The 18,538-nt window shown below is 65.3% G+C and carries 22 protein-coding genes; 12 read left to right on the top strand and 10 right to left on the bottom strand.

Features of this window, described 5'->3' with window-relative positions; all coding sequences use genetic code 11:
• Positions 1–6: 6 nt before the first annotated feature.
• Entirely contained in the window at positions 7–2,160 is a 2,154-nt protein-coding gene (locus tag ACE3P0_RS12635) for a 4Fe-4S binding protein (RefSeq protein ID WP_374402988.1), read from the bottom strand.
• Positions 2,161–2,379: 219 nt separating this feature from the next.
• Here ACE3P0_RS12635 and ACE3P0_RS12630 point away from each other — a divergent pair, with 219 nt between their 5' ends.
• On the top strand, positions 2,380–2,790 hold the full coding sequence (locus ACE3P0_RS12630; protein ID WP_374402987.1) for a hypothetical protein: 411 nt from the start codon (positions 2,380–2,382) through the stop codon (positions 2,788–2,790).
• Positions 2,791–2,812: 22 nt separating this feature from the next.
• Here ACE3P0_RS12630 and ACE3P0_RS12625 read toward each other — a convergent pair whose 3' ends face one another.
• A complete protein-coding gene (locus tag ACE3P0_RS12625; protein ID WP_374402986.1) occupies positions 2,813–3,274 on the bottom strand; it encodes a hypothetical protein in 462 nt (153 codons plus the stop codon).
• A gap of 102 nt (positions 3,275–3,376) precedes the next feature.
• Positions 3,377–4,615, bottom strand: a complete 1,239-nt coding sequence (locus tag ACE3P0_RS12620) for a glycerophosphodiester phosphodiesterase (protein ID WP_374402985.1) — start codon at positions 4,613–4,615, stop codon at positions 3,377–3,379.
• A 187-nt stretch (positions 4,616–4,802) separates the two neighbouring features.
• Between ACE3P0_RS12620 and thiL the strand changes: the two genes are divergently transcribed.
• The 6 genes from thiL (at position 4,803) to ACE3P0_RS12590 (ending at position 9,287) form a co-directional block, all read left to right on the top strand.
• Positions 4,803–5,759 (top strand): thiamine-phosphate kinase, encoded by a 957-nt coding sequence (gene thiL, locus ACE3P0_RS12615; RefSeq protein ID WP_374402984.1) that lies wholly within the window; start codon positions 4,803–4,805, stop codon positions 5,757–5,759.
• Entirely contained in the window at positions 5,756–6,622 is an 867-nt protein-coding gene (locus ACE3P0_RS12610) for a DMT family transporter (protein ID WP_374402983.1), read from the top strand. The genes thiL and ACE3P0_RS12610 overlap by 4 nt, the downstream gene beginning before the upstream one ends.
• 18 nt (positions 6,623–6,640) lie before the next feature.
• On the top strand, positions 6,641–7,123 hold the full coding sequence (locus tag ACE3P0_RS12605; protein ID WP_172202612.1) for a phosphatidylglycerophosphatase A: 483 nt from the start codon (positions 6,641–6,643) through the stop codon (positions 7,121–7,123).
• A complete protein-coding gene (gene pncC / locus ACE3P0_RS12600) occupies positions 7,120–7,617 on the top strand; it encodes a nicotinamide-nucleotide amidase (RefSeq protein ID WP_374403014.1) in 498 nt (165 codons plus the stop codon). Before ACE3P0_RS12605 ends, pncC begins: the two co-directional genes overlap by 4 nt.
• A gap of 9 nt (positions 7,618–7,626) precedes the next feature.
• Positions 7,627–8,115, top strand: coding sequence for an N-acetyltransferase (locus ACE3P0_RS12595; RefSeq protein ID WP_172201352.1), 489 nt, complete (start codon positions 7,627–7,629; stop codon positions 8,113–8,115).
• Between the two features lie 119 nt (positions 8,116–8,234).
• Complete coding sequence (locus ACE3P0_RS12590) at positions 8,235–9,287, top strand: two-component system response regulator (RefSeq protein WP_374402982.1); 1,053 nt, start codon at positions 8,235–8,237, stop codon at positions 9,285–9,287.
• Positions 9,288–9,302: 15 nt separating this feature from the next.
• Here ACE3P0_RS12590 and ACE3P0_RS12585 read toward each other — a convergent pair whose 3' ends face one another.
• The 7 genes from ACE3P0_RS12585 to ACE3P0_RS12555 all read right to left on the bottom strand — a co-directional run bounded on the left by ACE3P0_RS12585 (position 9,303) and on the right by ACE3P0_RS12555 (position 15,214).
• Positions 9,303–9,557 carry a hypothetical protein gene (locus ACE3P0_RS12585; RefSeq protein ID WP_172201349.1) on the bottom strand — a complete coding sequence of 85 codons (255 nt, stop codon included), beginning with the start codon at positions 9,555–9,557 and terminating at the stop codon, positions 9,303–9,305.
• Positions 9,554–10,174: a flavin prenyltransferase UbiX gene (locus ACE3P0_RS12580; protein WP_374402981.1), complete on the bottom strand. Its 621-nt coding sequence runs from the start codon at positions 10,172–10,174 to the stop codon at positions 9,554–9,556. The genes ACE3P0_RS12585 and ACE3P0_RS12580 overlap by 4 nt, the downstream gene beginning before the upstream one ends.
• Before the next feature lie 327 nt (positions 10,175–10,501).
• A complete protein-coding gene (gene purU, locus ACE3P0_RS12575) occupies positions 10,502–11,362 on the bottom strand; it encodes a formyltetrahydrofolate deformylase (protein ID WP_172201345.1) in 861 nt (286 codons plus the stop codon).
• 47 nt (positions 11,363–11,409) lie between these two features.
• Positions 11,410–12,018, bottom strand: a complete 609-nt coding sequence (gene thrH / locus ACE3P0_RS12570) for a bifunctional phosphoserine phosphatase/homoserine phosphotransferase ThrH (protein WP_172201343.1) — start codon at positions 12,016–12,018, stop codon at positions 11,410–11,412.
• Positions 12,019–12,089: 71 nt separating this feature from the next.
• Positions 12,090–12,785, bottom strand: a complete 696-nt coding sequence (locus tag ACE3P0_RS12565; protein ID WP_374402980.1) for a head GIN domain-containing protein — start codon at positions 12,783–12,785, stop codon at positions 12,090–12,092.
• A 100-nt stretch (positions 12,786–12,885) separates the two neighbouring features.
• Positions 12,886–14,019: a PilT/PilU family type 4a pilus ATPase gene (locus ACE3P0_RS12560; protein ID WP_374402979.1), complete on the bottom strand. Its 1,134-nt coding sequence runs from the start codon at positions 14,017–14,019 to the stop codon at positions 12,886–12,888.
• Positions 14,020–14,170: 151 nt separating this feature from the next.
• On the bottom strand, positions 14,171–15,214 hold the full coding sequence (locus tag ACE3P0_RS12555; protein ID WP_172201337.1) for a type IV pilus twitching motility protein PilT: 1,044 nt from the start codon (positions 15,212–15,214) through the stop codon (positions 14,171–14,173).
• Positions 15,215–15,303: 89 nt separating this feature from the next.
• Here ACE3P0_RS12555 and ACE3P0_RS12550 point away from each other — a divergent pair, with 89 nt between their 5' ends.
• From ACE3P0_RS12550 to pdxH, 5 genes are read left to right on the top strand one after another with little or no spacing between them, the layout of a single operon-like run.
• The gene (locus ACE3P0_RS12550) at positions 15,304–16,011 is read left to right on the top strand and encodes a YggS family pyridoxal phosphate-dependent enzyme (RefSeq protein ID WP_374402978.1); all 708 of its coding nucleotides are present in this window, start codon (positions 15,304–15,306) and stop codon (positions 16,009–16,011) included.
• Positions 16,012–16,019: 8 nt separating this feature from the next.
• On the top strand, positions 16,020–16,832 hold the full coding sequence (gene proC / locus ACE3P0_RS12545) for a pyrroline-5-carboxylate reductase (RefSeq protein ID WP_374402977.1): 813 nt from the start codon (positions 16,020–16,022) through the stop codon (positions 16,830–16,832).
• A gap of 16 nt (positions 16,833–16,848) precedes the next feature.
• On the top strand, positions 16,849–17,415 hold the full coding sequence (locus ACE3P0_RS12540) for a YggT family protein (RefSeq protein ID WP_374402976.1): 567 nt from the start codon (positions 16,849–16,851) through the stop codon (positions 17,413–17,415).
• On the top strand, positions 17,412–17,702 hold the full coding sequence (locus tag ACE3P0_RS12535; protein WP_374402974.1) for a DUF167 domain-containing protein: 291 nt from the start codon (positions 17,412–17,414) through the stop codon (positions 17,700–17,702). Before ACE3P0_RS12540 ends, ACE3P0_RS12535 begins: the two co-directional genes overlap by 4 nt.
• Before the next feature lie 27 nt (positions 17,703–17,729).
• Positions 17,730–18,320, top strand: a complete 591-nt coding sequence (pdxH, locus tag ACE3P0_RS12530) for a pyridoxamine 5'-phosphate oxidase (protein ID WP_374402973.1) — start codon at positions 17,730–17,732, stop codon at positions 18,318–18,320.
• The last annotated feature ends 218 nt before the right edge of the window (positions 18,321–18,538 follow it).

Here is an 18,538-nt window from a genome sequence, read left to right as displayed (position 1 = left end):
TCAAGCCTAGGCAGCGTCGCTGCGCACTTCCTTGATCGGAATGAAGTAGCCATCGCGCCCGATCGGCGTGAGCTTGAGCCCCGCCTTCTCGCGGCGCTTGCGCTCGTGCACCAGCGGCGGGCAGGCATGGTCGTCGTGGTAGTAGACCATGCAGTCGAGGCACAGCAGGCATTCGCGCTGATCGATCTTGCCGTCCGCCGCGATCGCCAGTGAGCCACATTGCACCGCGCAGGCCTTGCAGGGGCCACATTCTTTTTTGCGGCGCAGGCCGAAGAAGCGGAAGGTCGTCGGAATCGCGAGCCCGGCGCCGAGCGGGCAGACGTACTTGCAGAAGGGGCGTTCGACGAACAGCGATACCCCCAGCACCACGGCAAAGAACAACTGGAACGGCCAGCTACGGTTCCACGGCCCGACCAGAAAGGTCGTCTTGAACGGCTCGACCTCGGCGAACTGCTCGGCCATGGTCATCGACCACAGCGACACCGCCATCAGCGCGAAGAACACGCCGTACTTGATCCATTTCAGCTTGTCGTGCAGCGGCTTCGGCAGGTGGCGCTGGAAGCGCTTCAGCCCCAGCTTGCCGGCGATCTTGTAGACCAGTTCGGAGAGCGAGCCGAAGGGGCATAGCCAGCCGCAGAACAGCCCGCGGCCCCACACGAACAGCGTGATGAAGATGAACCACCAGAAGATGAAGATGAAGGGGTCGGTGAGGAACAGCTCCCACTCCCAGCGCGAGATCAGCGAGTGGAACCAGGTCATCACATGTGTGATCGAGGGCTGCGCCATCAGCACGCCGCCGATCCACACGATGCTGATCGTCCAGAACACATACTTGGGCCACGCGACCCAGCGCTTGTCGCGGATCGTCGCCTGCGCGGTCAGCCAGTCACGGCGTGAGTAAGTGAAGGCGACGACGGCGAGGAAGGCGATGAAGAAACCGATGCTTACTGCCTTGTCGCGCCAGATCTTCTTCCACGGCGCCTCGGGCTCGCTCACGGCGGGGCGGCCGCCTTCGAGCCAGGCATCCGGCAGCCACAGTTTGGCATCGAAATTGATGAACTGGCGCTGGCCGGTCGCCTTGTCCTGCTTGTTGGCGAGGTACACGAAGCGGAACGGGTAAGCGGCCGAGAAGCTCGCATCGCGCAGGATGAAGATGCCCGATTCGCGGAAAGCCGGATGGCCCTTGGCTTGCAGCGAGTAGAGGTTGAGGTAGTCGAGGTCGCGGAAGGTGTAGGTGTCTGCGTCCTGCTTGACCTGCACGCGGTCGAAGATGCCGCCGCGCACGAAGCCCGAGCCCTTGAACGAACCTGCGCCACTCCCGATCACGAAGAGTGCCGTCTCATGCGGCTTCAGGCGCGCCATCAGGTCGTGCCAGCCGGTGGCACCGAGCACTGCGCGGCCGAGCGTCGGGTGGTTCAGTACGCCGAGCCACAGGTCCAGGTAGGGCATGCCGGTGTCGGGTTCGCCGACGTCTGCCGGCTGCACGGTCAGGCGCGACACCGCGCCGGCCTTCACCAGTGCGTCCCAGTCCGGCAGGTCGCCGATGTCCTTGTAGCGCGCCGTCGGGCGCTGCTCGGCCTTGAGGATGCCGACCTTGCGCGCCACCTGTTGCGCCGCGCGGGTGATGACCTGATTCTCGGCGACGACGGTCACCGTGGCACCGGAGATCGCATCCAGCCCCACGGTCTCCTTGTCACCCGAACCGACCTCGAAATGCTGCGCCACCGACTTGCCGTGGTACTGGCCGACGAAGGCCTCCAGCTTGGTTTCCGGAATGCCCAGCAGAAGGATCGGCTCCGAGTGCTTCAGCACGCGGATGCCGGTGAAGCGGCCCTGCGTGTCCATGCCGATCAGCGTGATCACCGGCTTGCCCGAGTAGGCCGGTATATCCACCAGATCGGTCGACAGGAAGACATAGCCGACCGCCTTGTCGCCCTTGAACCCCGTGACGAAGCGTGGCTGCCCGTCGCGCATCGAAAAGCGCTCGGCGCCGGGCAGCACCGTCTTGCAGTCGGTGTAGGCGCACAGATCGGGCGCGCTGAACAGTTCTGGCGGCAGGTGCGCTTCGTAAGCCAGCGCAAGGGCGGTGGCAGGCTGCAGGCACAGCAGCGCGGTGAACAGCGTGAGCGTGGCGCGAAGCATGGTGGTGAAACGGGGCATTGCAGGGTTCTCCCGACCTCTGGTGCGGCAAAGTGTCGCAGTCAGGGGTGGGGCGCTTCCTTGTCGCGGGGCAAGAAACGGAATCCGCTGCGGGTTTGTCCGGCTGCGCACCGGGCGGCTGGGCCGCGCGGGTGGCCAAGTGCCTGCCAACAGGGCCTAGAATCCCCTGCGCCGCACCGCGCTGATCGGCGTGAGTGCCCAAGTCGCCCCGGAGATTCCATGAACAAGTACGACCCTGCGTTTTCGCTGCTTCTGCTGGCGCTGTCCTCGACCGCTGCCGCAGGCGATTTCACGCAGCGCTTTTGCGCCGCGGATTCGCGTTACTACGTCGAGATGGCGCAGGCGGGGGAGGTGGTGAGTCTGACCTACGGCCGCCCGGAGGGCGCTGAGGTCGCGCGCTACACGGTGCAGACCGCGGGCCGGGTTGATGATCAACCGGTACTGCAGATTCTCGGCACCGAGGCGGATACTGCGTTGCGCGATGCGATCGGATTTAGCCTGAAGCCGGATGACGCCGCGAATGCGCCGATCGAGGCCTTTATCGGGCGGACCGCAGACGATCTGCTGTACTTCGAGCTGGGGCCGGATCGGGTGAACTACGGCGGCTCTGCGAAAGGCTGCGCCCGTTAAGCACCCGCAGCGCGAGGGCGCTTCATGGCTGCGGCGCCGGCTGGCGGTGACCAATCGGCGCCACATGCGGCGCGAAGCGCATGCATAGCCACACGACCGGCGGGGCGATTACCGCGGCCGTGGTCGCGATGTCGGCAAGGCTGTGATAGCGCTGATACAGCATCAGCGCGAAGTAGGCGAGCAGCGACGCGATCCAGGTCGGGCGAAGGCGCGGTAGCAGCGTGCCGAGTATGCCCACTGCAGCGATCGCAACCGCGCTGTGGGTGCTGTAGTCGAGACCCAACGCGGGCCAGATCCCGAGGGCCTTGTCGGCGAACATCAAGCCGTAGCACACCACCAGGGTTGTGAGCCCCAGCGCGATGCGCAGCGCGGCAAGCCGCCATTGCCCGCGCGGCAGGGGTGACACCGCAAGCAGCAGCCATAGCCCGCCGAGCAGGGGCGTGTAGGCGTCAGCGATCGCGTCGAGGGTTTCGTAGTCGAGCATCGCGCGGATCTTCCGGGTTGCGCTGCGGGCGTCAAGCGACTCGCGCGTGGGCCCGCGATCACGGTTCGCGTGAGCCGAACCGTGATCGCGTAACGCACGCGCTTATCGGCCGAGTTCCTTCAGATAAGCGGCGCGCGCGGTGACGGCGGTGTCGGTGAAGTCCGAGAACAAGCCGTCGATGCCGAGCCGGTAGTACTGCAGGTACTCGGCCTGCGGATTGCCCTTGTAGTCAAAGGCAAGCCGCCGTTTCTCGTTGCGGAAGGTGTAGGCGTGCACCATCAGGCCGGCCTTGTGCGCATCGGCAATCAGCGTGGTCGGCGTCTGCGTGGTTGCATCGGCATAGTTGATCTTGCCGTCGCCGTTCATGTCCTTGACGGCGCCGTTCGCATCCAGCGTGCCCTTCACCGGCACGATGTAGGGCTTCCACGGACCGATGCCGTCGGCGTAGGTGGCGATCTCGGCGAGGCCGGCCGGCGTCACCATGTCCTTGAAGCCGCGCGGGTCGCCCGCCTTGGCCCAGTCGTAAGGCTTGTCGTAGGGCGCCGCATAGGTGAGCTGGCCGGTCTTCAGATCCACGTCGTCGGCGTCGATCAACTGGATCAGCTTGGTGTTGAGGCCGTTTTCCTTCATGTACTTGAGGCTGCCCGGCTCGAAGCTCTGCACATAGATCGGCGCCGTCTTGCTGTTCCATCCGGCGGCATTGATCATCGAGATCAACGTGCCCTCCAGCGGCAGGCCCAGGTCGCGGTGGTAGCTCGGGTTCTTCGTCTCGGGGTACACCGCAATCGTGCGGCCGAGCTTGGCGCTCTGCGCTTTCGCGAGGTCAATGATCTCCTTGAAGGTCGCGATCTTGTAGAGGCCGTTGTACTGCTGGGGGCGCTCGGCGTCGGTCGAGATGCCGCCCAGCGTCTTGATTTCCGCCAGGGTGAAGTCGCTGGCGAACCAGCCGGTCTGCACTTCGCCATCGACCGTGGTGGTCTTCTTGCGATCGGCGAACTCCAGGTGACTGGCGACGTCGGTGCTGTAGGCGAGGTTGGGGTCGTGCCGCGCGATCAGTACGCCGTCCTTGGTCGACACCAGGTCGGGCTCGATCACGTCGGCGCCCATGTCGATCGCCATCTGGTAGGCCTCCAGCGTCTCCTCGGGCAGGTAGCCGGAAGCGCCGCGGTGGGCGACGACGATCGGTTGCGTGCCGCCGAGGGTGCGGAAGGCTTGCGGTGTCGGCGTGATGGCCGGCGAACTGTCGTCGCCACCACAGCCGGCAAGCGTGAGCATGCCCGCGATGGCGAGGGAAATGGCGAGGGTTTGACGGCGGGGGCGGCGCGAGGTGTGGATGTGCATGGAAGGATCCTGTGGTCGGGTGGATCGCCCGAGCCTATGCAGCGCCGATGACGCCTCCGTGAGCCTTTGATGGCAAACGCATGACAGGCCGCGTGGCGCGCGAGCGGCAGCGCCAACATCTGACGCGTACCCGGCTGCACAGGGGATAATCGCGCCTCGCGCTGCCACCGGACCTGCCCGTAGAACGATGACTTCCGAATTCGACTTGATCGCCCGCCACTTCACCCGCCCCACGCGGCATACCGTGCTGGGGGTGGGCGACGACTGCGCGATCGTGCAGCCGTCGGCTCGGCACGCCCTGGTGGTGACGACCGACATGCTGGTTGCCGGCACGCATTTCCTGCCGGATACCGACGCCGAACGATTGGGCTGGAAGACCGCGGCGGTGAACATTTCCGACCTCGCCGCGATGGGCGCGCAGCCGCGTTGGATCACGCTCGCCTTGTCGCTGCCCGCGGTCGACGAGCATTGGATCGCAGCGCTGGCGCGCGGCTTTGCCGAGTGCAGCGAGGCCTACGGCGTCGACTGGATCGGCGGCGACACGACCCGCGGCCCCTTGAACCTATGCGCGACCGCGTTCGGTGAGGTCGAGGTGGGCGGTGCAATCCGCCGCAGTGGCGCCCACGCGGGCGACGACATCTGGGTTTCCGGCTGGCCGGGCTTGGCCGCGCTGGGCCTGCGCCATCTGCTCGACGGCACGCCCCTCGACGCTGACTGGCGCGACACCTGTGTCGAGGCGCTCGAACGGCCTCAGCCTCGTGTGGCGCTCGGTCTGGCGCTGCGTGGTGTGGCGAGGGCGATGCTGGATGTGTCGGACGGGCTTGCCGGCGACCTGGCGCACATCCTCGAACGTTCGGCCTGTGGCGCGGTGCTCGACGAGGCGGCGCTGCCGCTGGCGCACGCGCAGGCGGCCTGTGGCGATGCCGCGCTGGCGCAGCGCTGTGTGCTGGCCGGCGGCGACGACTACGAACTTCTTTTCTGCGCCGCACCGGACAGACGCGACGCGATTACGGCCATCTCAAAACAGCTTGACCTGCCGCTGAGCCGTATCGGCACCTGCGTGGCCCCACCCGGCCTGCAACTGCGGCAGCGCGATGGCGCGATCGTGGCACTACCCCCTCGCGGTTTCGATCACTTCGCATGAACCGCCCTGCACTGACGCTGATCGGCACTGCCATGTGCTGGGCCGCAATTTGGTGGCCGTTCCGCTGGTTGCTGGAGCGCGGCCTCAGCAGCGCGCAGGCCAACACGCTTGCCTTCGCCTTTGGCGCTGTTGGCGCGCTGATCTGGTCGCGCGGGCGCCTGCCAGCTTTCCTGCGCGATCCGCGGCTGCTCGTGATGGCGCTTGCCTCGGCGATCTGCAACCTCGGCTACAACGCGGCCGCGACCCATGCACCGGTGATGAAAGTGGTGCTGCTGCTCTACACCGCACCGCTATGGACGGTGCCGCTTGCATGGTGGCTCTTGCACGAGCGCCCCGGCCTGCGCGGCTACGTAGCGCTGGCGCTGTGCAGCGGTGGCGCGCTGCTGATGCTGTGGCATCCCGCGCTGGGCTATCCATGGCCCGCCACGCCGTGGGAATGGGTGGCGCTGCTCGCCGGGCTCAGTCTCGCGGTCTACAACGTGCTGATCCGCGCGCTGCCCCATGGCGACGAGCGGCCGCGCGTGGCGCTGATCTTTCTTGTCGAGCTGGTGCTGGCAGCGGGCTGGCTGCTCGCCGAGGGCGAAATACCGGCCTCGGATGCGGCGCCGCTTGGCATGGCGGCCTTCGTTGGCCTTGCGATGCTCGGCATCATCGTGGCGATGCAGTGGGGGTTGCAGCGCCTGCCCGCCAACCTGGCGGCGATGCTGATGAGTACCGAGCTCGTGTTCGCCGCGCTGTTCTCCTGGTGGTGGGCCGGCGAGGCGATGGGCGTTCGCGAAATCGCTGGCGCACTGCTGGTCGCAAGTGCTGCGCTGGTGTCCGCCTGGCAGCCGGCGCCCGCAGCCGTCAGCGATGCGGCCTGATAGGATCGCGCCATGAGCATCCGCCCCACCGTCCGTTTCCTGTTTGCGCATCCGGCGCACTTTCTCGCGCTGGGCTTCGGGTCCGGCCTTGCCCCGAAGGCGCCCGGCACCTTCGGCACGCTTGCCGCATGGGCGCTGTATCCGATGCTGCGCGGGCTGTTCCACACCGAATGGAGCTTCCTGCTGTTTCTCGCTTGGTGCTTCGTGCTGGGGGCGTTTGCGATTGAAGTGACGGGCCGCAAGCTGGGTGAGATCGACCACGGTGGCATCGTATGGGATGAGTTCGTTGCGATGTGGCTGGTGCTGTTCTTCACCCCGGCAGGCCTGTTGTGGCAGCTGCTGGCCTTCGTGCTGTTTCGCGGTTTCGACATCGTCAAGCCGCCGCCGATCCGCCAGTGCGACGCGCGCTTCAAACACGGTCTTGGCGTGATGTTCGACGATCTGCTGGCGGCCGGTTATGCGCTACTGGTGCTGGCGATTCTGAAAAGGCTGATCGGCTGATGGAACACGAGCTCGAACGACTGTCGCAGGACACCGGCGACTGGCTCGCCTCCCGCGGACACACGCTTGCAACCGCCGAGTCCTGCACCGGCGGGTGGATCGCAGAAGTGATCACCGCAACCTCTGGCAGCTCTGCATGGTTCGATCGCGGCTGGGTCACCTATTCCAACGACGCCAAGCAGGAGATGCTCGGCGTGCGTGCCGCGACGCTCGCCGAACACGGCGCCGTCAGCGAAGCGGTGGTGCGCGAGATGGCCGAAGGCGCGCTTGCCCGCTCGAACGCGAGTCACGCGATCGCGGTCTCCGGTGTCGCCGGCCCGACCGGCGGTTCGCCCGAGAAGCCAGTCGGCACCGTCTGGATCGCCTGGGCGAGTCGCGCAGGCTTTACCCTTGCAGAACTGCACCGCTTCGACGGATCGCGCGAAGCGGTACGCCGCCAGACCGTGACTCGCGCGCTTGAGGCGCTGCCTCAACTCCCATTGACCCGCACCTGAACCGACACGATGAAGCTCGACATCTTCCGCGCCGACCTGCACCAACCCGAACACGCTGCCGCCATGCTGCTGCTGCTGGACGCCTACGCCCACGACCCGGCCGGTGGTGGCGACGGACTCAGCGATCAGGCCAAGGCACGCCTGCCGCGCGCGCTTGCCGATCGCCCCGGCGTTCATGTGTTGTTGGCCTATGTCGAAGAGCAGCCGGCTGGCCTGGCGATCTGCATGGAGGGCTTTTCAACCTTTGCGGCAGCGCCATTGCTCAATGTGCACGACTTTGCCGTGCTCCCCGCGCACCGCGGCTGCGGGGTCGGGCGCGCGCTGATGCAGCAGGTGATCGCGCTGGCCCAGTCGCTGGATTGCTGCAAGGTGACGCTGGAGGTGCTCGAAGGCAATGCGCCAGCGCGTGCGCTGTATCAGGCCTGTGGCTTTGCCGATTACGCATTGGACCCGGCGTGGGGCAAGGCGATGTTCATGCAGCGCTGGCTGGGCGAATGAGCGCTTGCTCAAGCCGGCGGCCACTCGCCCGTAAACCGGTCGTGAGGGCCGCGCGCAGGCCCGGATGAACCGCCGGCATCGGGCTGGCGGCAAATCGTTCGCGCGAGAAGGGTGCATCAATGCTTGACCTGCGTTCCCGGCCGACGGTGCTGATCGTCGATGATGCCGCCGACAACCTGGACCTGCTCTCCGCGGTGCTCAAGGATGAGTACCGCGTCAAGGTGGCCAACAGCGGCGAACGCGCGCTGCGGCAGATCTACTCGGATGCGCCACCCGACCTGATCCTGCTCGACGTGATGATGCCCGGCATGAGCGGCCATGAAGTGTGCCGGCGCCTGAAGGCGAATCCGGACCGCCGCCGTATCCCGGTAATTTTCGTAACGGCGATGGACGCCGCCGAGGACGAGGAATTCGGGCTGTCGCTTGGCGCGGTCGACTACATCACCAAGCCGATCAGCCCTGCGATCGTGCGCGCACGTGTGCGCACCCACCTCGCGCTGTATGACCAGACGCAGGAACTCGAGCGCATGGTGGCGCAGCGCACCGGCGAGCTGAGCGAATCGCGCCGCCAGTTGATCGGCTGCCTCGCTCGCGCGGCGGAATTCCGCGACAACGAGACCGGAAACCATGTGATGCGAATGAGCCAGAGTGCAAGGCTGATCGCGCTGGCTTACGGCCTCGGGCCGGCGACTGCGGAGTTGATCCTGATGGCGGCGCCGATGCACGACATCGGCAAGATCGGCATTCCGGACGACATCCTGCTCAAACCGGGTCCACTGGATCCGCAGGAGTGGGCGACGATGAAGCTGCACGCCACGATCGGCGCCGAGATCATCGGTATTCACGACGACGACCTGCTGCGCGCGGCACGTTCGATTGCGCTATCGCACCACGAAAAATGGGATGGCAGCGGTTACCCGGCCGGGTTGGCGGGTGAAGCGATCCCGATCGAGGGGCGCGTGGTGGCGATCGCCGACGTGTTCGACGCGCTGATGTCGGTGCGGCCATACAAGCCGGCCATGTCCCTCGACGAGGCGCTGGCCTACATCCGTGGCCAGTCCGGGCGGCACTTCGACCCTGCCGTGGTGGCCGCTTTTGAAGCCTGCCTGCCCGATATCCTGGTGCTGCGCCGTCGCTATCTCGACGTTGGCGATACGCGCGCCGAGTTGTAACGCCCGCGTTCGCGCCTACTTGAGGTTGTGCGCGGACATCAGCACGAGTTTGCCGGCGACGAAGTTCGCCTTCACATTGCGCGCTTCATCGCCCCAGGTGCAGGCGCGGATGCCCAGCGTTTCGTCGCAACTGCCGGCTGACCCGATCAGGGCTTCCACCTCTTGCTGCGTCATGCCGGTTTGCAGCTTCTGATAGTTCTGCATCGTCAGCTTGCTGCAGCCGGCCAGCGTCAGCGCGATCAGTGCGCTCGTCCAGATTACGCGTCTCATGCATCGACCTCCGGTGTCTCGCCCCAGCGGGCAATCAGCGTGTGCGCCACGCCGAGCTGATCGAGGACCCGCGCGACGACAAAATCGACCATGTCCTGCACAGTCTGCGGATGCGTGTAGAACCCGGGGCTGGGCGGCAGAATCACGACGCCCATGCGCGAGAGCTTCAGCATGTTTTCCAGATGCAGCGTGGAGAAAGGCGTCTCCCGTGGCACCAGTACCAGTGGGCGACGCTCCTTCAGGCAAACGTCCGCGGCACGCTCGATCAGGTTGGACGACAGGCCCGCGGCGATCGAAGCCAGCGTGCCCATCGTGCAAGGGCAGATCACCATCGCGTCGGGCGGATTTGAGCCGGAGGCGAGCGGCGCGAACCATTCTTCGCGGCCATACACGGCAAGCTGCCCTTCGGCGGCACCGAAACGTTCGGCAAAGAGGGCCTGCACTTCGGCTGGCCGCGCCGGCAGCGCGAGATCCATCTCCTGGCGCGCGACGATCTGGGCGACCTGCGAGTACAGCAACTCGACCTTCACGCCGGCCGCCAGCAGGCATTCGAGCAGGCGGATGCCGTAGGGCATGCCGGAGGCGCCGGTGAAGGCAAGGGCGATGCGGCGGGTCATCGGTTTACTCCGTGAGCGAGCATCGCGCAATTGTACGTGGCCCTGCGGCCGTGGTGCCCGCGCGTCGGCGCGATCTCGCCGTGTTGCGGTTCAGCCTGCCTCGCCGAGGGCTGCAAGCGTCTCGATGAGAACCTCGGCCGCTGTGTGGTGGAATGCGGGCTTGTCGTGCTCCTTCTGGTCGTGTGTGATCTATGTGCAGAGTTTAGGTAGCCACGAGCGTTGAGGCCAATCGACTGTCTCGATGCCGTCGATAGATGGCGGCTATGCGGCATCCCCAACAAAAAGGGCGCCCACTCGCGGGCGCCCTGATTGCGGTCGGGGGCAGGTTCAGCGGAAGACGACCGTCTTGTTGCCATGCACCAGTACCCGGTCTTCCAGGTGGTAGCGCAGGCCGCGCGCGAGCACCGCCTTCTCGATGTCCTTGCCGTAGCGGACCATGTCTTCGACCGAGTCCGAGTGATCCACGCGGATCACGTCCTGGTCGATGATCGGCCCCTGGTCCAGTTCCTCGGTGACGTAGTGGCAGGTCGCACCGATCAGCTTCACGCCGCGGGTGTGCGCCTGGTGATACGGCTTGGCGCCGACGAAGCTGGGCAGGAAGCTGTGGTGGATGTTGATGATCTGGCCCGGATAGTCGCGGCACATCTCCGGCGGGATGATCTGCATGTAGCGCGCCAGCACCATCACATCACCACGCACCTCCTCGAAGATGCGGCGCACTTCCGCATAGGCGGCCGGTTTGTTGTCGGCATTGACCGGCACATGGTGGAACGGGATCCCATGCCACTCGACGAAGCCGCGGAAGGTGTCGTGGTTCGAGATCACGCAGGGGATCTCGATGTCCAGCTCCTTGCTCTGCCAACGGCCGATCAGGTCGTACAGGCAGTGCTCCTGTTTGCTCACCATCAGCACGACGCGCTTCTTCACCGCGCTGTCGGTGATCTTCCAGTCCATGTCGAACTCGCGCGCGATCGGCGCGAAGCGCTCGCGCAACTCGGCCAGCAGGAAGGGCAGCGAATTGGCGCGGATCTCGATGCGCAGGAAATAGCGCTGCGCTTCGTGATCGGTGTGCATGTTGGATTCGAAGATCCAGCCGCCGTGCTCGGCAATGAAGCCGGTCACGCGGGCGACGATGCCGGCGCGGTCGGGGCAGGAGGCGGTGAGGGTATAGAAGCGTTGCGTGTGCATGGGGGGATGCGTCCAGAAGGGGCGCCGTCCGGCGCCCCGGGCAAGGCTCAGATGCGGGCGGCGGCTTCGTCGATGTAGCGACGCAGCGTGTCGTAGTCGCGCGCTACCGGATACTGCGGGAACTCGCGGATCACGTTCTCGGGCGGGTGCATCAGGATGCCGGCTTCGGCTTGGCCGAGCATCGCGGTATCGTTGTACGAATCGCCGGCGGCGATGCACTTGAAGTTGAGCCCTTGGAAAGCCTTCACCGCGGCGCGCTTCTGATCCGGCATGCGCAGGTGGTAGTTCACCAGCTTGCCGGTGGCGTCCGCTTCGAGGCGATGGCAGAACAGCGTCGGCATGCCGAGCTGTTCCATCAGGGGCTTGGCGAATTCGTAGAAGGTGTCGGACAGGATCACGACCTGATACTGCTCGCGCAGCCCGTCGAGGAATGCCTTGGCGCCTTCGAGCGGCGACAGGCCGGCGATCACTTTCTGGATCTGTGGCAGGCCCAGCCCCTTCTCGGCCAGGATGTCGAGGCGATACTTCATCAGCTTGTCGTAGTCCGGCTCGTCACGCGTGGTGCGGCGCAGGGCTTCGATGCCGGTGGCTTCGGCGAAGGCGATCCAGATTTCGGGGACGAGTACGCCTTCGAGGTCGAGACAGACGATCTTCACGGGACTTCCTGGCTAGGGTTGCGGGTAACCTGTAATTCTAACAGGCCGGCGCGCTAGCCTCGCGGCCTGGGTCACGGGTGGAAGTCGATCTCGCAACTGCCGACCTTGCTGACTTCGCGCTGTGTGGCGGGGCCGTACACATCGATATCGCCCGAACCGGTGCAGCTTGCCGCAGCGCGCTCGCCGGCGCGCGCTTCGATGTCGCCGGAACCGGCCAGCGTCAGTGTTGCCTCTCGCGCTTGCAGCGCCTTCAGCTTGATATCGCCGGAGCCCGAAAGCGCGGCCTGCAAGGTGTCGGTTTCGCCGTCTGCGGCCACGTCGCCCGAGCCGGACAAACGCACATCGAGACGCTTCGCCTTGACGCCGTGCGCGACCAGGTCGCCGGAGCCGGAAAGGCTGATCGTGAGCGCCTCGCCGCTCAGCGCGTTGAGCGCCAGATCGCCCGAACCGATCAGCCGTGCTTCGCGCAGGCCGGGCGAGCTGATGCGGATCTTGAGCTTGCGCTCGGCGCCGAACCAGCTGAAGTTGCCAGGGCGGGCGTCAACGAACAGTTTGCTGTCGCGTACCTCAAACCGCAGGCGTTCGATGTAATCGGCATCACCCTCGGCCGACACATGCGGTGGCCCCGCCTGCCAGCTCACGTCGAAGGGCACGCTCACTTCGATCCGATCAAAGGCAGGCAGCGCCTTGTCGAGCGTTCCGTTGTCGGCCCACGCGGCAGGCGCCGAGATCGAAAGCACGGCGGTGAAGAGCATCAAGCGCAGCATGTCGAGCCTCCGGGTAATGGGCAGGTCGGCATGCTGCGCTTGATGTGTATGCAGTGTGTGTCGGCGCCAAGTGCCGACACGATTCAGCGCGGTGCGGCGTTCAGACGATGTCGAGGTTCTGGATGCCCGCTGACAGGTCGCGGTCCGAGTGTTTGCTGTTGAGCTTGATCTGCAGGCGCAGGTCGTTGATCGAGTCGGCGTTGCGCAGCGCATCCTCGTAGCTGATCATCCCCTGTTCGTACAGCTCGAAGAGCGATTGGTCGAAGGTCTGCATGCCCAGCTCGCGCGAGCGCTTCATCAGATCCTTGATCTCGGCGATCTCGCCCTTGAAGATCAGGTCGGAAATCAGCGGCGAGTTGAGCAAGATCTCGACTGCCGGCACGCGGCCCTTGCGATCCTTCATCGGAATCAGGCGCTGCGAGACCATGCCGCGCAGGTTCAGCGACAGATCCATCAGCAGCTGGTGACGACGGTCTTCCGGGAAGAAGTTGATGATCCGGTCGATTGCCTGGTTCGCGCTGTTGGCGTGCAGCGTGGCGAGACAAAGGTGGCCGGTTTCGGCGAAGGCGACGGCGTAGTCCATCGTTTCGCGGTCACGGATTTCACCCATCAGGATCACGTCCGGCGCCTGCCGCAGCGTGTTCTTCAGACCGGCTTCCCAGCTGTCGGTGTCGATGCCGACTTCGCGCTGCGTCACCACGCAGTTCTTGTGCGGGTGGACGTACTCGATCGGGTCTTCCAGCGTGATGATGTGGCCGTAGCTGTTCTCGTTACGGTAATCGACGAGGCCGGCGAGCGAGGTGGTCTTACCGGTGCCGGTGCCGCCGACGAAGATCACCAGACCACGCTTGGACATTGCGATGTCCTTCAGGATCGGCGGCAGGCCCAGTTCGTCGATCGTCGGGATCTTCTGCGCGATCGTGCGGCACACCATGCCGACGCGGCTCTGCTGGATGAACGCGTTGGTACGGAAGCGACCAATGCCGGCCGGCGAGATCGCGAAGTTACATTCCTTGGTCGACTCGAACTCCGCCGCCTGCCGGTCGTTCATCACTGAGCGCACCAACTCCGCGGTGTGCTGCGGCGTCAGCACCTGATTCGACTGCGGCACGATCTTGCCGTCGATCTTGATCGCCGGCGGAAAGCCCGCGGTGATGAACAAGTCCGACCCACGCTTGCTGATCATCAGCTTGAGCAGGTCGTGCATGAATTTGAGTGCCTGATCGCGTTCCATGATGTTCAGTCCTTTTATTGTTCGCGCGGGAGACGTGTGCAGAAGCCGTCGCGAGCGGACCGAGGTCGAAATACGCAGCGCAGCGGTACATGCGGTACGGCGAGCAGCACAGTTTCGAGATCGGTTCGCGCAGCAGGCTTATGCACGCGTATCAGCCGGGGAAGTTGTCTTTATTGGCCGCACGCAGGCGGGCTTCGGCCGTGCTTACGATGTTGCGCTTCACGAGTTCCTGCAAGCACTGATCCAGTGTCTGCATGCCGTATTGCTGGCCGGTCTGGATCTGCGAATACATCTGCGCGATCTTTGCTTCGCGGATCAGGTTACGGATGGCGGGCGTGCCGATCATGATCTCGTGCGCGGCAACGCGGCCGGTAGCGTCCTTCTTCTTCAGCAGCGTCTGCGAGATCACCGCGCGCAGCGATTCGGACAGCATCGCCCGGACCATTTCCTTTTCCGCCGCGGGGAATACGTCGATGATACGGTCGATCGTCTTTGCGGCCGACGAAGTGTGCAGCGTGCCGAACACAAGGTGGCCGGTCTCTGCCGCGGTCAGTGCGAGACGGATGGTTTCCAAGTCGCGCAATTCGCCGACCAGGATCACGTCCGGGTCTTCACGCAGCGCCGAACGCAGCGCGTTGTTGAATGACTGCGTGTCGCGCGACACCTCTCGCTGGTTGATCAGGCTGCGCTTGGATTCATGCACGAATTCGATCGGGTCCTCGATCGTGAGGATGTGGCCGTATTCGTTCTCGTTCACGAAGTCGATCATCGCCGCGAGCGTGGTCGACTTGCCCGAGCCAGTCGGCCCGGTCACCAGCACGATGCCGCGCGGGTTCTGCGAAATGTCCTTGAAGATCTTCGGGCATTCGAGCTCTTCGAGCGTCAGCACCTTCGACGGAATCGTCCGGAACACGGCAGCCGCGCCGCGGTCCTGATTAAAGGCGTTGACCCGGAAGCGTGCGAGGTTGGGCACGTTGAAGGAGAAGTCGGTCTCCCACACGTCCTCGTACTGCTTACGCTGCGAGTCGTTCATGATGTCGTACACCATGGCGTGCACTTCCTTGTGCTCCATGGGCGGCAGGTTGATCCGACGCACGTCGCCGTGGACCCGGATCATCGGCGGCAGGCCGGCCGATAGATGTAAGTCGGAGGCCTTGTTCTTGACCGCGAAGGCAAGCAGTTCGGTGATATCCATGGCGTCTCTCTGGAAGCGGGGCGCAGACAGTGGGTGCCAAGCGCGCTGCTATACTTGGCCGGCCCGGTCGAATGACTCGAAACGATTATATGACAGCCCTTTCGGCCAATCTGCAAGCAGTTCGCGCAAGGATCGAATCCGCGTGCCATCGCGCGGGCCGCGATCCAGCTGAAGTGCGGCTGCTTGCAGTCAGCAAAACATTCCCGGCCGATGCGGTCGTCGAGGCAGCGGGCGAGGGCCAGCGGGCCTTTGGCGAGAACTATGTTCAGGAGGGCTGTGGCAAGGTCGAACAGCTCGCCGCGCTGGGCCTTGAGTGGCACTTCATCGGCCCGCTGCAGAGCAACAAGAGTCGCCTGGTCGCGACGCATTTCGACTGGGTGCATTCGGTCGATCGCCTGAAGATCGCGCAGCGCCTGTCCGAACAACGCGCGCCGCAGCTCGCACCGATCAACGTCTGCCTGCAGGTGAACGTGAGCGGCGAGGCCTCGAAATCCGGCGTCGCGCCGGGCGAGGTTGTCGAATTGGCGCGCGCCGTATCGGCGCTGCCGCAGTTGCGCCTGCGTGGCTTGATGGCGATTCCCGAGCCGACCGAGGATGAAGCCCTGCTGCGCAGCCGTTTCGCCCTGCTGCGCAGCTCGCGCGACCGGATCAACGACGTACTCGCGCTGGGTCTGGACACCCTGTCGATGGGCATGTCGTCTGACCTGGACCTTGCGATTGCCGAGGGAGCGACGATCGTCCGCGTCGGCACCGCCATTTTTGGCAGTCGTACTCCACCTCCTGATTCGAACTCCTAGAGAACCCTATGCGCATTAGCTTTCTTGGCGGCGGCAACATGGCGGCCGCGTTGATCGGAGGATTGATCGAACGTGGCTTCGCGGTGAGCGATCTGCAGGCTATCGACCTCAATGCCGACACCCGCGCAGGGTTGGAGGCGCGCTTTGGTGTGCGCACCGCCGGCAGTGTCGATGCGCAGGCGCTCGCGTGCGATGTACTGGTCCTGGCAGTGAAGCCGCAGAGCATGCGCGAGGCGCTCGCGCCGATCGCCGGGCGGCTGACAACGCAGCTGGTGCTGAGCATCGCCGCGGGCATCCGCGTTGATGCCCTGGTGCGCTGGCTGGGTGACTACCGTCGTATCGTGCGTGCCATGCCGAACACGCCGGCGCTCGTCGGCGCAGGTGCCGCTGGCCTTTTCGCCGACGCGAGCGTCACGGCGGACGAACGCGATGCTGCGGCGCGTATCTTGGGCGCGGTCGGCTCGGTCGCGTGGTTGACCGAGGAGGCACAGGTCGATGCGGTGACCGCGCTATCGGGCAGCGGCCCGGCCTACGTCTTCTACTTCATCGAAGCGCTGATCAAGGGCGGCGAGGCGATCGGCCTGTCGCGCGAGGTCGCGCGATCGCTGGCGATCGACACCGTGCTTGGCGCCGCCAAACTCGCCGCAGCGAGCGAGGACGATGCCGCAACACTGCGCGCGCGCGTCACGTCGAAAGGCGGCACTACGGCCGCTGCGCTTGCGTCAATGGAGCAGGATGGTTTCAAACCCCTGATCGCGCGTGCTCTGGCCGCAGCCAACGCGCGCGGCCGTGAGCTCGGCGACGAGCTCGGGCGCGACTAAACGGAGACACACAGCAATGCTTGCGGGTCTGCTCATTCTGGTTCTGAACGCCGTCGGGAGCTTTGTCAGCTCCCTGTTGCTGGTCCGTGCGCTGATGCGCTGGCAGCGCCTGTCCTTCATCAACCCGCTGGGGCACTTCATCCTCGCCACCACGGATTGGGTGGTGGTGCCGATGCAGAAGCTGTTCGGATCGCGCAGCGGGCTGGATCTCTCCTGCATCGTGCCGGCGTGGCTGATCGAATGTCTCGTCATCGCTGTCGTGCTGTTGCTCAAGGGCGTCTTTTCCGACCCGGCCGCACTGGTCGGCTCGGTGCTCGTCACCGGCAGCGTCGCGTTCATGATCAGCCTGGTGCGACTGATCATGATGGTGGTGATCGTTGCGGCGGTGCTGTCGTGGGTGAATCCGCGCGCGCCGATCGCGCCGCTGGTCAATGGCCTGTGTCGCCCCTTCCTGCTGCCGTTGCAGCGCCGCATGCCGCCGATCGGTGGCGTGGATCTGTCGCCGCTGGTGCTGCTGCTGATCCTGCAGGTGCTGGTGTACCTGCTGGCGAGCCTGGCGCCGGCCAGCCTCGCGCTGATGTGAGCTGGCTGACGCTCTGCGCCGACGGCAGCGCCTTGCTGGCGCTGCATATCCAGCCCGGCGCCAAGCGCACCGAGATTGCCGGGCTGCACGGCGAGGCGCTGAAGATCCGCCTCGCGGCGCCGCCAGTCGACGGCAAGGCGAACGAGGCGTTGCTGGCCTTCATTGCCACGACGCTGGGAGTCGCCAAACGCGCGGTGAGTCTGGAGTCCGGTGCCACGTCGCGCCAGAAACGCGTGCGGGTTGTTGATGCCGATCCGGCATGCCTTGCTCACCTCGCCGAGCCCTGAATGAACCCCTGATACGGAGACGCTGCCGTGAGTATCGCAGTCGATAATCCCTTTACGCTTTTTGGCGAGTGGCTGGCCGAGGCTACCGCCAGCGAACCGAACGATCCGAACGCAATGGCGCTTTCCACGGTCGGCGAGGACGGCATGCCTTCGTGCCGCATGGTGCTGCTGAAGGATTTCGACGAAGATGGCTTCGTCTTCTACACCAACCTCGGCAGCCAGAAGGCGCGCGAACTCGCTGCGCACCCGAAGGCGGCCCTGCTGTTCCACTGGAAGAGCCTGCAGCGTCAGGTGCGGGTGCAGGGCACGATCACGCCAGTCAGCAAGGAAGAGGCGGATGCTTACTTCGCCAGCCGTGCGCGCGATTCGCGCATCGGCGCCTGGGCCTCGAAGCAGTCGCAGCCAATGGAAGGCCGCTGGGAACTGGAAAAACGCGTCGCCGCCTTCGCGCTGAAATTCGGCCTCGGCGAGATCCCGCGCCCCGAGTTCTGGTCCGGATTCCGCGTGACGCCGCAGGTGATCGAATTCTGGCGGGCCGGTGCGTTCAGGCTGCATGACCGCATTCGCCTCGAGCGTCAGGCAGACGGCGGCTGGCACGGCACGCCGCTGTTCCCCTGAGGCACCAGCGCCGGCGGGGCGAGCGGTCGGCCTGACCGGGCTGCGCGAGGCACTCGTCGCCAGCCCATGTGACCCTTGCAGGCTTTATGCGGATTGGCCGATTGCATTGGTTTTCGCGTTTCCACCTCACCTTGCGTTGGCGCCCTGGCAGCACACGGCGGCGGCTTCGCGTGCCATGAGCTCGCTTCAACCCGGAAAGAACTGCAGTCGAATGTGAC

Origin of the sequence: Niveibacterium sp. (assembly GCF_041909475.1) — a bacterium.
Taxonomy (GTDB): Bacteria; Pseudomonadota; Gammaproteobacteria; order Burkholderiales; family Rhodocyclaceae; genus Niveibacterium.
Note: the sequence above shows the minus strand (reverse complement) of the source record. Positions and strands in the feature narration are given on the sequence as shown.

What these genes read in the sequence shown, in the direction of transcription:
- ACE3P0_RS12550 (WP_374402978.1), top strand. Translation starts at nt 15,304, where the DNA reads ATGACAGCCCTTTCGGCCAATCTGCAAGCAGTTCGCGCAAGGATCGAA.
- ACE3P0_RS12590 (WP_374402982.1), top strand. Translation starts at nt 8,235, where the DNA reads ATGCTTGACCTGCGTTCCCGGCCGACGGTGCTGATCGTCGATGATGCC.
- ACE3P0_RS12580 (WP_374402981.1), bottom strand. Translation starts at nt 10,174, where the DNA reads ATGACCCGCCGCATCGCCCTTGCCTTCACCGGCGCCTCCGGCATGCCC.
- ACE3P0_RS12585 (WP_172201349.1), bottom strand. Translation starts at nt 9,557, where the DNA reads ATGAGACGCGTAATCTGGACGAGCGCACTGATCGCGCTGACGCTGGCC.
- thiL (WP_374402984.1), top strand. Translation starts at nt 4,803, where the DNA reads ATGACTTCCGAATTCGACTTGATCGCCCGCCACTTCACCCGCCCCACG.
- ACE3P0_RS12555 (WP_172201337.1), bottom strand. Translation starts at nt 15,214, where the DNA reads ATGGATATCACCGAACTGCTTGCCTTCGCGGTCAAGAACAAGGCCTCC.
- purU (WP_172201345.1), bottom strand. Translation starts at nt 11,362, where the DNA reads ATGCACACGCAACGCTTCTATACCCTCACCGCCTCCTGCCCCGACCGC.
- ACE3P0_RS12630 (WP_374402987.1), top strand. Translation starts at nt 2,380, where the DNA reads ATGAACAAGTACGACCCTGCGTTTTCGCTGCTTCTGCTGGCGCTGTCC.
- proC (WP_374402977.1), top strand. Translation starts at nt 16,020, where the DNA reads ATGCGCATTAGCTTTCTTGGCGGCGGCAACATGGCGGCCGCGTTGATC.
- ACE3P0_RS12620 (WP_374402985.1), bottom strand. Translation starts at nt 4,615, where the DNA reads ATGCACATCCACACCTCGCGCCGCCCCCGCCGTCAAACCCTCGCCATT.
- ACE3P0_RS12625 (WP_374402986.1), bottom strand. Translation starts at nt 3,274, where the DNA reads ATGCTCGACTACGAAACCCTCGACGCGATCGCTGACGCCTACACGCCC.
- ACE3P0_RS12540 (WP_374402976.1), top strand. Translation starts at nt 16,849, where the DNA reads ATGCTTGCGGGTCTGCTCATTCTGGTTCTGAACGCCGTCGGGAGCTTT.
- ACE3P0_RS12595 (WP_172201352.1), top strand. Translation starts at nt 7,627, where the DNA reads ATGAAGCTCGACATCTTCCGCGCCGACCTGCACCAACCCGAACACGCT.
- ACE3P0_RS12610 (WP_374402983.1), top strand. Translation starts at nt 5,756, where the DNA reads ATGAACCGCCCTGCACTGACGCTGATCGGCACTGCCATGTGCTGGGCC.
- ACE3P0_RS12560 (WP_374402979.1), bottom strand. Translation starts at nt 14,019, where the DNA reads ATGGAACGCGATCAGGCACTCAAATTCATGCACGACCTGCTCAAGCTG.
- ACE3P0_RS12635 (WP_374402988.1), bottom strand. Translation starts at nt 2,160, where the DNA reads ATGCCCCGTTTCACCACCATGCTTCGCGCCACGCTCACGCTGTTCACC.
- ACE3P0_RS12565 (WP_374402980.1), bottom strand. Translation starts at nt 12,785, where the DNA reads ATGCTGCGCTTGATGCTCTTCACCGCCGTGCTTTCGATCTCGGCGCCT.